At 53.5% G+C, this 15,228-nt stretch carries 1 protein-coding gene (running past one end of the window); it reads right to left on the bottom strand.

The features are described 5' to 3' along the window. Positions 1 to 15,228, bottom strand: partial view of a non-ribosomal peptide synthase/polyketide synthase gene (locus tag BA1DRAFT_RS02525; RefSeq protein ID WP_036775858.1) — the 5' portion only. 21,168 nt of this gene lie to the left of the window's left edge; the window shows 15,228 of its 36,396 coding nt (coding positions 1–15,228); the start codon lies at positions 15,226 to 15,228; its stop codon lies beyond the left edge, outside the window.

The following is a 15,228-nucleotide window of genomic DNA, read 5'->3' as shown; positions in this document are numbered from 1 at the left end:
CACGAATTGATGCAGCTCTTGAGGGGAGCGGGCAATCGCGTGCGGCACCAGAACCAATTTAGCGCCATAGCGTAACGCTCCCCATAATTCCCATACCGAGAAGTCAAACGCAATGGAATGGAACAGGCACCAAACATCTTGCCGGTTAAAACGATACCAAGATTCCGTCGCCTCAAACAAACGCTGGATATTACGATGCTCGACCATCACCCCCTTCGGCGTCCCCGTCGAGCCCGAGGTGTAAATGACATAAGCCAGATGCTGTGCGGTTAATGCCGGTACCTGTGGGTTACTATCCGGCTGATCAGGCAAAATATTAGGATCGAGCACCGTTAGCGCAGCCAGCGTTTTTTCATCCAGCGCACTACGCCCGGTATCATCCGCCAGCACCATAGCCGGCGCGGCATCAGTCAAAATATGCGCCAAACGCTCCCCGGTATAAACCGGGTCCAACGGCACATAGGCGCCACCGGCTTTCAGTATTGCCAATACCCCCACCACCATTGCCGGCGAACGCGACACGCAAATCGCCACTGGCTGATCGGGCACAACGCCCAGTGCGATAAGCTGATGAGCCAACCGGTTAGCACGGCTATTTAATTCGGCATAACTGAGCGTTTGATCTTCATACACTAACGCTAGCGCGTCAGGGGTTTGCTCTACCTGTTGTTCAAACAATTGATGAATACACAATGTCTCAGGATAGGCGATTTCCGTCGCGTTCCAGGTTTCCAGCAACAACTTGCGCTCCGCCGGAGACAGGATATCAATTTCTCCGATGAGCTGTTGAGGGTTAGCCGCCATCGCTTGCAACACCGCATGCAGATATCCCACTTGTCGCTCCATCGTCGACGAATCAAACAAGACGGTGGCATAATTCAATGCCCCAACAATCCGGCCCTCCTCTTCTGACAAGCCCAGTTCAAGATCAAACTTGACCACATCAACCGCTTGATCGACCGGTGAGACGGCCAGCTTCGGCAGTTCCCAGTCCGTGCTCTCATTGTTCTGCCAGGCAAATATCACCTGGAATAATGGGGTATGCGCTAACCGGCGCGGCGGCTGCACAATTTCCACCACCTGTTCAAACGGTAAATCCTGATGCTCCTGAGCCGCCAATGCGGTTTGCCGGACTCGCGCCAGCAACTCAGTCACGGTCAGCTCACCCGATAAATCCATGCGCAACGCCAACGTATTGACAAAGAAGCCAATCAATGGCTCCACTTCCTGACGACTACGGCCGGCACTCGGGGTGCCAATCACCACATCTTCCTGACCTGACATACGCGACAGCACCACCGCCCAGGCCGACAACAGCGTCATAAACAAGGTGACGCCCTGCTGCTCACTCAGGCGTTTCAGGGCGGTCGTTAACGCCGCATCCAGATTAATCGGCACGGTCTGACCGGCAAACGACTGCTCCGGCGGACGGGGCCGGTCAGTAGGCAAATCCAGCAAGACTGGCGCGTCAGTCAACATTGCCCGCCAATAGTCAGACTGAACTTGAATACGTTCAGCCGACAGCCACTGACGCTGCCAGGCGGCATAATCCGGGTACTGAATCGACAACGGCGGCAACGGATCGGATTGCCCGGCCATAAATGCCGTATAGAGCGTGTTCAGTTCCTGTATCAGTACATTGGCAGACCAGCCATCGGAAATTATGTGATGCAAAGTCAGCAAAAATTGATATTCGTCATCGGTGAGCCGGATGAGCGCAGCACGGATAAGCGGGCCGCTTTCAAGATCAAATGACGCGTGAGCCTCTTCCACGCTTAGACGCTCAAGAACAACATCCGCATCCGGGAGTCCGCGCAGATCATATTGCGATAACAGTAAGCCACTATTCGGCGCCAACAACCGTACTTGTGGCTGACCATCAATAGAGACAAAGACCGAGCGTAACGCTTCATGACGGGCAAATAAGGTATCCAGCGCCTTCTGCCAAGCCATGATATCCAGTTGACCACACAAGCGCAGGGCCATTGGGATATGATAAGTCTCACTGACGCCCTCAAGCTGCGCCAGGAACCACAAGCGCTGTTGAGCAAATGATAATGGTAATTCTCCTTCGCGGGATATCGGCACGATGGCTGGCAGGATAGTATCCGATTGCCCCTTCCCGGCCTGCATGACCTCAGCAAATGCCTTTAACGAAGGAGATTTAAACAGAGTGGTTAATGGTAGTTCGATACCCAAAGCGGCTACCCGGTTCATCACCCGCACCGCCAGCAACGAATGACCGCCCAGAGCAAAGAAATTGTCATACCGGCTGATCTGCTCAATCCCCAGAACTTCACGCCAAATCGACGCCAGCGCCATTTCCGTTTCTCCCTGTGGCGCTTCGTAAACCTGACGGGCGACGGCTTCATTGTCCGGCGTTGGCAACGCTTGCCGATCTAGCTTACCGTTAGGCGTTAACGGAAACGCATCCAGCCGCACAAAGGCCGACGGCACCATGTAATCAGGCAACTGAACGCTCAGATGTTCGCGTAAACTGTTAATCAATCCCTCATGAGCTGCGGCCACCACATAGGCCACCAACCGTTTCTCCTGCCCGTCACCTTGCGCCAATACCACCGATTCACTCACCGCCGGATGTTCCACCAACCGGGATTCAATTTCCCCCGGCTCAATGCGGAAGCCGCGGATTTTAACCTGCTGGTCGTTACGGCCCAGAAACTCCAGATTGCCGTCCGGCAAATAACGGGCTAAATCCCCAGTGCGGTATATCCGGGCATCCGGCACATCACTAAACGGATCAATCAGGAAGCGTTCCGCCGTCAAATCTGGGCGATTGAAGTAGCCACGCGCCACCCCCGCGCCCCCGATATAAATTTCCCCTACCACGCCCAACGGTACCGGTTGACCATATGCGTCCAGTAAGTAAAGACAAGTGTTGGCTATCGGACGTCCGATGCTTTCAATAATCCGGTCTCCCCGCTGTATCGGCAACCAGGCTGAATAGGTGGTCGTTTCAGAAGGTCCATAGAGATTACACAACCGCTGTATTTGTGTTTTCTCGAAAATCTGTTCAATTAAGGCGCCTTTAAGCGGTTCCCCCGCCAGATTAACGGTATGAACCGACGCCATCAGCGCCTGAGCCTGCAATAACGGTTTCATCGCAGACGGGACTGAGTTAATCAAGGTTATCGGCAAGGCATGCCGCATCAATGACAGAGCATCATCAACCAGATAAATCGCCGCGCCACGAGATAACGGCATAAAACATTCAAAAATGGACAGGTCGAAATTTATCGACGTTGAGAACAGCACCTTACGGATCTCTTCCGTCTCAAAAGCCTGCTGAGCCCAGTACAGGAAGTTAACCGTATTGCGGTGCTCAATCATCACCCCCTTGGGCGTCCCAGTGGAGCCGGAAGTGTAAATCACATAGGCCAGATGCCGTGAAGTCAGCCCAGATATCTGCGGGTTGCCGTCCGCTTGGTTAGACAAAACATTGGGGTCCAGTACCGTTAATTCAGCCAGCGCTTCCTCGCTTAGCGCCCCCCTGCCAGCCTTATCCGCCAGCACCACAGCCGGGGCCGCATCACGCAAGATATGCGCCAGACGCCCGCCAGGATAAGTCGGGTCCAGCGGCACATAAGCCCCGCCCGCTTTCATTACCGCCAGCAATCCCACCACCATTGCCGGTGAACGCGACGCGCAAATCGCCACCCGTTGATCCGGCTCTACCCCTAGTGTAATAAGCTGATGAGCCAACCGGTTAGCACGGGCATTTAATTCGGCATAACTGAGGGTCTGCCCTTCACACACCAAGGCCACCGCCTCTGGAGTTTTCTCCACCTGCCGTTCAAACAATTGATGAACACATAACGTCTCAGGATAAACGGTTGCCGTCGCGTTCCAGGTTTCCAACAACAACCTGCGCTCTGCCGGAGACAGAATATCAATTTCTCCGACCGGCTGTTGAGGGTTAGCCGCCATCGCTTGCAGCACCGCACGCAGATATCCCACTTGCCGTTCCATGGTCGATAGATCAAACAGAGCCGTGGCATAGCTCAACGCCCCAACAATCCTGCCTTCCTCTTCTAACAGGTTGAGCTCAAGATCAAACTTAACAGCATCAACGACCTGATCGACCGCCGACACCGCCAGCCCCGGCAATCCCCATGCCGTGCTTTCATTATTCTGCCAGGCAAACATCACCTGGAATAACGGGGTATGCGCCAGTCGGCGCGGTGGTTGCACGATTTCCACCACCTGTTCAAACGGTAAATCCTGATGCTCCTGTGCCGCCAATGCGGTTTGCCGAACTCGCGCCAGTAGTTCCGTCACGGTCAGCTCACCGGATAAATCCATGCGCAACGCTAACGTATTGACAAAGAAGCCAATCAACGGCTCCACTTCCCGACGACTACGGCCCGCGCTCGGGGTGCCAATCACCACATCTTCCTGACCTGACAGGCGCGACAGGACTATTCCCCACGCTGACAACAACGTCATAAATAAAGTGACGCCCTGTTGCTCACTCAAGCGTTTAAGGGCAGTCGTTAATTCAACATCTAAGTTAACCGGCACGGCTTGTCCGGCAAACAACTGCTCCGGCGGGCGAGGCCGATCTGTCGGCAAATCCAACAGAACCGGCGCGTCAGCCAACATGGCGCGCCAATAGTCAGACTGAACCTGAATACGTTCAGCCGACAACCACTGACGCTGCCAGGCGGCGTAATCCGGGTATTGAATCGCCAACGGCGGCAACGGATCGGATTGTCCGGCCATAAACGCTGTATAGAGCGTGTTCAGTTCCTGTACCAACACACTGGCAGACCAGCCATCAGAAATTATGTGATGCTGGGTCAGCAAAAACTGATATTCATCATCAGCGATTCGGATAAGACAGGCGCGGATAAGCGGACCACTGTCAAGGTCAAATGACGCATGGGCTTCCTCTACGCTCAAGCGCTCAAGAACCCCATCCGCATCTGGAACCCCGCGCAGATCATATTGAGATAACAGTAGCCCACTATCCGGCTCCAACAGCCGCACTTGCGGCTGACCATCTACAGAGACAAAAACAGAGCGCAACGCTTCATGGCGGGCAAATAAGGTATTCAGCGCTTTTTGCCAGGCCACGATATCCAACTCACCACACAAACGCAGGGCCATCGGAATATGATAAGTTTCACTGACGCCCTCAAGTTGTGCCAAGAACCACAAGCGTTGTTGAGCAAATGACAACGGTAATTCCCCTTCACGGGATATCGGCACAATAGCTGGCAGGATAGTATCCGCTTGCTCCTTCCGAGTCTGCATAGCCTCAGCAAATGCCCTTAACGAAGGGAATTTAAACAGGGTGGTTAGCGGCAGTTCGATACCCAAAGCGGCTACCCGGTTCATTACCCGTACCGCCAGCAATGAATGGCCGCCCAAGGCAAAGAAATTGTCATACCGGCTGATCTGTTCAACGCCCAGAACTTCACGCCAAATCGCCGCCAGCGCCATTTCCATTGCTCCCTGAGGCGCTTCGTAAACCTGGCGGACAAAGGCGTCATTGTCTGGCGCCGGTAACGCCTGACGATCCAATTTACCGTTCGGCGTCAATGGCAGCGCATCCAGCCGCACAAAGGCCGACGGCACCATGTAGTCAGGCAACTGAACGCTCAGATGTTCGCGTAAACGGTTAATCAACCCCTCGCTCGCTTCTGCCGCCACATAGGCCACCAGCCGTTTTTCTTGCCCTTCCCCCTGTGCCAATACCACAGCTTCACTCACCGCCGGGTGTTCCACCAACCGGGATTCAATTTCCCCCGGTTCAATACGGAAGCCGCGGATTTTAACCTGCTGGTCGTTACGGCCCAGAAATTCCAGATTGCCGTCCGGCAAATAACGGGCTAAATCCCCGGTGCGGTACATCCGGGCATCCGGCATATCACTAAATGGATCAATCAGGAACCGTTCCGCCGTCAAGTCAGGGCGATTGAGGTAGCCACGCGCCACTCCCGCCCCACCGATATAAATTTCCCCCACTACACCTAACGGTACCGGTTGACCATATTCGTCCAGTAAATAAAGACAGGTGTTGGCTATCGGACGGCCGATACTTTCAATGATTCGGTCGCCTCGCTGTATCGGCAACCAAGCTGAATAAGTTGTCGTTTCAGAAGGTCCATAGAGATTACACAACCGTTGTATTTGCGTGTCTTTGAAAATCTGCTCAATTAAGGCGCCTTTAAGCGGTTCCCCCGCCAGATTGACAGTATGAACCGACGCCATCAGCGCCCGAGCCTGCAATAATGGTTTCATCGCAGACGGGACTGAGTTGATCAAAGTCACCGGCAGGGCATGCTGCATCAATGACAACGCATCATCCACCAGATAAATCGCCGCACCGCGAGATAACGGCATAAAACATTCGAAAATGGACAGGTCGAAATTCATCGACGTTGAGAACAGCACCTCGCGGATCTCTTCCGCCCCAAAAGCCTGTTGAGCCCAATGCAGGAAATTAACCGTATTGCGGTGCTCAATCATCACCCCTTTGGGCACCCCCGTGGAGCCGGAAGTATAAATCACATAGGCCAGATGACGAGAAGTCAGCTCCGGTACCTGTGGATTACAATCCGGTTGATCAGGCAAGGTATTCGGGTTCAGTACTGTCAGTTTGGTCAGCGCTTCCTCACCCAGTGCAACCCTACCAGCTTCATCTGCCAGCACCACGGCCGGAGCCGCATCGGTCAGAATATGAGCCAGACGTGCGCCAGGATAAGCCGGGTCTAACGGCACATAGGCTCCACCCGCCTTCATTACCGCCAGCAATCCCACCACCATTGCCGATGAACGCGCCACACAAATCGCTACCCGTTGGTCAGGTGCGACGCCCAGTGCGATAAGTTGATGGGCCAGACGGTTGGCGCGGGCATTTAATTCGGCATAACTGAGGGTTTGTTCTTGATACACTAACGCTGTCGCGTCCGGGGTTTGCTCCGCCTGTCGTTCAAATAACTGATGAATACACAACTGGTCAGGATAAGCGACTTTCGTGGCGTTCCAAGTTGTTAACAACAAGGTACGTTCCGCTTCCGGCAGAATTTCCAACTGTCGTACCGGCATTTGCGGTGCTTGTTCCAGCGCTGTCACCAAGCTTTCCAGTGCTTGCTGCATATAACTGCACAGGCTTTCCGACTCAAACGGCTGCACGACCTGAGCCGTCAGCCCCAGAGCATCGCCAAAATCCTCCACCGATAGCATTAACGGATAGTTGGTCCGCTCCTGCGCGCCAAGAAACTCAATACCGCTCATCAAATCATCGGACGTTATCGGCAAAGTATTGTGCCGATAATTCAACAAGCTATTAAACAGGGGTATCTCACCCCGCACGCCGCTGCAACGCTGTGCCAGCGCCAGTGACGCGTGCTCATGTGCTAATAATCCAGCCAATCGGGTATGGGCGGTCTGTACGCTGTCCCGTACTGGGGTATCATCCATATCCAACCGCAACGGCAAGGTATTAATAAACAGCCCCATGCCATTGTCAGCCCCGTCTCCCGCCGCCATACGCCCAAACAGAACCGTACCGAACACCACGTGATCTTGTCCGCTGGTACGCGACAACACCTGTGCCCAAGCCAGATGACACAAAGTCGCCAGACTAACACTCAAGCGTCGGGCCTGACTGCGCAAACGGTTATTGAGCTCAGGCGCTAACATCCGGTGAGATTCAGCCACCTGCGAGCCATCACGATGCACTTCCGTCAATCCGAATGGTAACGTGGGTTCATCTACCTCTGCTAACATGTCAGTAAAGAAACGGGTATGTTCCTCCTGACTCATCCCCAACCGGGCCTGCGCCACCAGATTACGGAAAGGCGCCGGTGTAGGCAGGCTCTCCTCCTGACCTGCCAGATACGCCCGCACTTCACGGTGCATCACTTCCATCGTTTCATGGTCGCCAATCAGGTGATGCAGCAATTGCAGCAAGATCCAACGGCCATCAGTTTCTTGCGCCACTACAAAACGTAATAACGGTGCTTCCCTCAAATCAATACGGTGCTGACGCGGATCAAAACGCCGGGTTAACTGGTCACTGACCGGACCATCAACTGGATTCAGTGTTAGTTCCGTCACCGATAAGGCGGCCTGACGCCAGACTACCTGCGCCGGCACTGACAATCCTTGCCAGAGAAAAGCGGTACGCAAAATATCGTGGCGATCAACCACCCGCTGAACCGCGGCCAGATAATGATCCAACAGCGCCCGGTCAGCAAAGGCCATCTGACTGAACAATAGATAGGGATCGCCTTCATTCTCCAGCAAATGGTGGAACAAAATGCCATCCTGCAACGGCGACAGAGCATAGATATCCTGAATATTGGCAACCCCTCCCGGCACCTGCCCGACGATGCAGTCAATATCAGCTTGAGTCAAATCAATCAGCGGCAACATTGCCGGCGTCAACTCTGTGGTTGCTGGCGTAATGACGTTAGGCGGCACTTTCACAGCCTGATGCTGTCCTAATGTTTGCGCCAGATCTGACAGCACCGGCGACTGAAACAGATCACGCGCCGTCAGTGTCAGTCCCAAATGACGCAAGCGCCCAATCATACGTACAGCAAGCAATGAATGACCACCCAAGGCAAAAAAGCTGTCATACCGGCTTATCTGCTCAATCCCCAGTAATTCACGCCAAATCGCCGCCAGCGCTATTTCTGTTTCTCCCCGAGGCTCAGCGTAAACCTGACGGGCAACAATTTCATTGTCCGGCACCGGTAACGCCCGATGATCCAACTTACCGTTCGACGTCAACGGAAAAGCATCCAGCCGCACAAAGGCCGCTGGCACCATATAGTCAGGTAAAATAGTGCTCAGGTGAGTATGCAAGCTGTCCGCCAGCCCGTCATCCGCTGATTCCACCACATAGGCCACCAGCCGTTTATTCTGACCTTCCCCCTGTACCAACACCGCCACTTCACGCACCGTTGGATGCTCGGCTAACCGGGCCTCAATTTCTTTTGGTTCAATACGAAAACCGCGGATTTTAACCTGCTGATCATTACGGCCCAAGAACTCCAGATTGCCGTCCGGCAGATAACGCGCCAAATCTCCGCTGCGGTACATACGGGCATCCGGGTTATCACTGAACGGATCGACAAGGAAACACTCGGCGGTCAATTCAGGCCGATTAAGGTAACCATAGGCCACCCCATCTCCACCCACATAAATCTCTCCGACTACCCCCAACGGCACCGGCTGGCCATAGGCATCCAACAGATAAACCCGCGTGTTGGCTACCGGTCGGCCAATCGGGATGTTGGTCGCTCCCGGCGCGACTGCATTGATACGGTATGTGGTCGTGAAGGTAGTGCCCTCACTCGGCCCATAGCCATTTAATAGCTGTTGTGGCGGATTCGTGCGCAGCACCTGACCGATAACATGCGGATCAAGGGCATCTCCGCCGACAATCAGGAGCCTTATCTGCGGTAAAACCGGAGATAGCTCTTCTGCTAGCTGGTTAAACAATCCAACACTCAACCACAGAACAGTAATTCGCTGAACTTGTAGAACCTGTACAAACTCTAGCGGCGTCAGCAAAGTGGCGTGATCAACAACCACTAACGCGCCACCATTCAGCAACGGCGCCCAGACTTCAAACGTGCTGGCATCGAAAGCCGGGTTAGCGGCAAAAGCCACCCGATCATCGGGTTCGATTTCAGCATAGCCGTTGTTAATCACCAGCCGGACCACCGCACGATGCGGCACCAAGACGCCTTTAGGTATCCCGGTCGAACCGGAGGTGTACATGATATACGCCAACTCAGTGCTGGAACGCGGTAAGTCAAGGTTAAGGCGATCTTCCTCGTTGTCTGTCTCTGTCTCATCCGAGAGACGCAACAGCGGCACAGCCAGATCCGCCGGAATGTCCGCCTGTGTATCGGTAAGCAGCAATCTGGCGGAGCAATCATTTATCAGCCAATTTTTCCGCTCATCCGGCACATTAGGATCTATCGGCACGTAAACAGCACCGGCTTTGAGAATCGCCAATTGCGCCACTACCAGCTCCATCGAGCGCTCTAGCAGAAACGCGACATGATCACCGGGACACATCCCTTGTTCTATGAGTTGACGAGCCAACCGGTTAGCGCGGGCATTTAATTCGGCATAACTGAGGGTCTGATCTTCATACACTAATGCTATCGCGTCAGGGGTTTTCTCCGCCTGTTGTTCAAACAACTGATGGATACATAACGCATCAGGATAGGCGGTTTCCGTGGCGTTCCAATTTTTTAACAGCAACGTCTGTTCCGCTTCCGGCAGAATTTCCAATGCCCGAACAGCCATATCCGGGGTTTGCTCAAGAGCCTCCACCAGACTCTCCAGCGTCTGTTGCATATAACCACATACCCGTTCTGACTCAAACGGTTGCACTACCTGAGCTGTCAGTCCCAGTGCATCGCCAAAATCTTCCACTGACAGCACTAACGGGTAGTTGGTTCGTTCCTGTATGCCAAGGAATTCAATACCGCCAATCAGTTCATCTGATGCTGCCGATAAGGCATTATGCCGATAGTTCAACAGGGCGCTAAAGAGCGGCGTACCACTGGCAACCCCACTGCAACGCTGAGCCAGCGCCAGTGACGCATGCTCATGCGCCAGTAATCCGGCGAGTTGGGTATGAGCAATCTGTACACTCTCCCGTACCGGGGTTTCATCGATATCCAACCGCAATGGCAAGGTATTAATAAACAGCCCCATACCATTGTCGGCGCCATCCGCTGCCTGCATACGCCCAAACAGTACGGTGCCAAACACGACTTGCTCCTGACCACTGGTACGCGCCAATACCTGTGCCCAGGCCAGATGACACAACGCCGCCAGACTGACGCCCAAACGCCGGGCCTGACCGCGCAAACGGGTATTCAACTCAGGCGCCAACATCCGGTGAGATTCCGTCACCTGTGAACCATCACGATGCACCTCTGTCAAGCCGAATGGCAGCGTCGGTTCATCCACTTCCGCCAGCATCTCGGTAAAGAAGCGGGTATGTTCCTCCTGATTCACCCCCAGCCGGGCCTGAGCCACCAGATTGCGGAAAGGCACCGGTACAGGCAGGCTCTCCTCCTGACCTGTTAGATATGCCTGAACTTCGCGGTGCATCACTTCCATTGTTTCATGGTCGCCAATCAGGTGATGCAGCAATTGCAGCAGAATCCAACGACCATCGGTTTCTTGCGCCACGGCAAAACGCAATAACGGCGCTTCACTCAGGTCGAGACGATGCTGACGTGGATCAAAGTGCTGGATTAACTGTTCACTAACCGGGCCATCAACCGGGTTTAATGTCAGTTCAGTCACCGATAAAGTGGCCTGACGCCAGACCACTTGCGCTGGGACTGACAATCCTTGCCAGATAAAAGCGGTACGTAAGATATCGTGGCGATCAACCACCCGTTGCACCACCGCCAGATAACGATCCAACAGCGCCCGATCAGCAAAAGCCATTTGCCCCGTCAACAGATAGGGATCACCTTCGTTTGCCAGTAAATGGTGGAACAAAATACCATCCTGCAACGGCGATAGGGCGTAGATATCCTGAATATTAGCGATCCCGCCCGGCACCTGCCCGACGATGCGGTCAATGTCAGCCTGAGTCAAATCAATCAGCGGCAACATCGCTGGCGTCAGGGCCGTAGTTGCTGGCGTAATAACGTTAGGCGGTATTATCACAGCTTGATGCTGTCCCAATGTTTGCGCCAGGTCTGATAACACCGGCGATTGGAACAGATCACGCGCCGTCAGTGTCAATCCCAAGTGACGCAGCCGTTCAACCACCCGTATCGCGAGTAGCGAATGACCACCCAGAGCAAAAAAGCTGTCATACCGGCTTATCTGCTCAATCCCCAGTAATTCACGCCAAATCGCCGCCAGCACTATTTCTGTTTCTCCTTGAGGCGCTTCGTAAATCTGACGGGCAAAGGCTTCACTATCAGGTGCCGGTAGTGCGCGACGATCCAATTTACCGTTCGCCGTTAGCGGAAACGCATCCAGCCGCACAAAGGCTGACGGCACCATATAGTCAGGCAAAATAGCTTGCAGATGAGCACGCAGACTGTTCACCAGCCCGTCATGGGCTTCCGCCGCCACATAGGCCACCAGTCGTTTATCCTGCCCTTCCCCCCGAGCCAACACCGCCGCCTCACGCACCGTTGGGTGCTCGGCTAACCGGGCTTCAATTTCCCCGAGTTCAACGCGGAAGCCGCGGATTTTAACCTGCTGATCGTTTCGGCCCAGGAATTCCAGATTGCCGTCCGGCAGATAACGGGCCAAATCCCCGGTGCGGTACAGGCGAGCATCCGGGTTATCACTGAACGGATCGGTAAGGAAACGTTCGGCGGTCAATTCAGGCCGGTTAAGATAACCACAAGCCACCCCATCTCCACCCACATAAATCTCTCCGACCACCCCTAACGGCACCGGCTGACCATAGGCATCCAACAGATAAACCCGCGTGTTGGCTACCGGTCTACCAATCGGGATATTAGTCATTCCCGGTGCGACTGCATTGATTCGATACGTTGCCGTAAAAGTGGTGCCTTCACTTGGCCCGTAACCATTTAATAGCTGTTGCGGCGGACTGGTGTTCAGTACCTGGCCGATAACATGGGGATCAAGGGCGTCTCCGCCGACAATTAGCAGCTTTATCTGCGGCAAAACCGGAGACAGTTCCGCTGCCAGACGGTTAAACAACCCGACGCTCAACCACAGAACCGTCATTCGCTGAATCTGTAAAGCTTCTACAAACGCCTGCGGCGTCAGCAAAGTGGCGTGATCAACAACCACTAATGCGCCACCATTAAGCAACGGCGCCCAAACTTCAAACGTGCTGGCGTCAAAAGCCGGATTAGCGGCAAAAGCCACCCGATCATCCGGCCCGATTTCAGCATAGCCATTATTGATAACCAACCGGATTACCGCGCGATGCGGCACCAAAACCCCTTTGGGTGTCCCGGTAGAACCGGAGGTGTACATGATATACGCTAGTTCGGTGCTGGAACGCGGTAAGTCAAGGTTAAGATGATCTTCCTCGCGGCCCGTGTCTGTCTCATCCGAGAGGAGAAACAGCGGCACAGCCAGGTTAGCCGGAATATCCGCCTGTGTATCGGTGAGCAATAATCTGGCGGAACAATCACTTATCAGCCAGTTTTTCCGCTCATCCGGCACACTGGGATCAATCGGCACATAAACGGCGCCGGCTTTGAGAATCGCCAATTGGGCTACCACCAGCTCCATCGAGCGCGCTAGCAGAAACGCGACATGATCACCGGGACACACCCCTTGTTCGATGAGTTGACGAGCTAACCGATTGGCGCGGGCATTCAGTTCCATATAACTGAAAGTGTTATCTCCCGCTATCAGTGCTATTGCCTCCGGGTTTTTCTCCACCTGTTGTTCAAACAACTGATGAATGCATAACGCCTCTGGATACGCGGTTTCAGTAGCGTTCCAGGTTTCCAGCAACAACCTACGTTCAGTCTCAGGCAATAAATTAAGCTGCCCCACGGGGATTTCATCACTCATCCTTTTTGATGATGCCAGCACCTGCAAATGTTCACTCATCCGCAGAATAACTTCCGGGCTCAGTCGATTTTCATCATAGATCCAGCGGAAACCACCCTGCGCATTGATCTGCAACGTCAGCAATTCGCCGGATACTATCTGATCACACGATTTGTCATCCTGTATCACAGAAACGGCGATCTGCCACGGTCGGCTTGTTCTTAATTCCGGGATAGAGCGCAGTGAAGGAGAACGGGAAAGAAGATCACGACTAAATGTGCGGTGCCGCGCCAATCGAACAAACTCGTTATCCATCCAGTCAGCTACCACAGACCACGGCTTATCAAACGCCACCTCAACAACCATCGGCGCCACCGATGACAAGCCTGTCAATATATCTGGTTTATCTTTTGCCTCGTCCACACACCAGCCGATTTGGAACTCAGTCTGCTGAGTCAAACGCGCAAGATAGATAACGAATACCTGCAACAGTGTCTGTAATGGGTCTTCTCCACCATTTTTTGGCAATGAAGGCTGCCAGGGGCTGATTCCCCATTGGGGTTCCGCCTGTTTTCCAATCATTTCAAAAGGCAACTGGAGTGGTTGCAACGAGGCAAGACGCTCATACCAAAATGGTTCACTAGGTGCGAGTGTTTGAAGGGTATCTTTTACATTCTGCGCTTGTTGTGAGGAGAGTAAAGGAAGCTGTTTACCCGGTCTAAGTTCCGATATATCGGCAAGCGCTCTGGCAGACAACGGATGACCTTCAAGGGTAGCGAATCCCCCAATCTGCACATCCTCACTGCCGGTCGTCACCTGCCAGGCATCCTCCTCCACACTAATCAACGTACCGGGTAGACCATCAGAGCACGTGTTCAACCGCTGAAGCCAGGAAATTTGTACCGGGCCCTGCCTCAGCAACAGTTTCGGGCAACCCAATGGGTTTAAATAATTCTCCCCAAAATCTAATGCTCGCACTAAAGCTGACAGGACTTCTCCCGACTGCTCCCAACACAAATATCCTCCCCAATCGGGACGACGCGACTGAGCATAAAAACTCCGTTGCGAGAGATCCTGAGGATAAGTCACCAGTGCGTCGCGCCCCAGATTTTTCAGTAGTTCAACAAATCCTTCCTGAGCCGCCTGATAACATTTCAGATTCAACGAGAAAGCATTATCCTGTTCCTCAATCGATACCGGCCATTGCACGGCAATATCGCCGGTATCCACACCGCCTTCAATACAGTGCCAAGAAATAGCGTAATGTGTCTCCCGAGCTAACAACGCCCAAGAGGTTGCATGACTACCCGCATAGCGTGGCAGGGGGCTATTATGATAATTAAAAGCCCCGCCACGAATTTGTTCAATGAGCGCCACCGGCAAGATGATTGGGTTAACGATTGAAAAAAGCCAATCGACAGGCTGTGACGTGATTTGTTCTTGTAATGCATCAACCGAGTTCACACAAACAATCCCTTGTTGGGCAGCCCATGTTTGTAGAACAGTATCAGTAGGTAGCACTGCTTGTATGGTATGCCCAGCCGCCAAAATTTGCTCGGCGCAAAACACCGCAAGGGTTGTTCCCCCCACCACAACGCATATTCGTGATGGAATCGATGTATCATACGTATTATGAGTTATATTTTCACATGACATCTGAGAGAGAGCTTGGTCTTTAAGAACATTTCCCGCTGTAGCAATGTTACCTTTCAT

It is taken from the genome of Photorhabdus aegyptia (assembly GCF_000612035.1).
Classification (GTDB): Bacteria; Pseudomonadota; Gammaproteobacteria; order Enterobacterales; family Enterobacteriaceae; genus Photorhabdus; species Photorhabdus akhurstii.
Note: the sequence above shows the minus strand (reverse complement) of the source record. Positions and strands in the feature narration are given on the sequence as shown.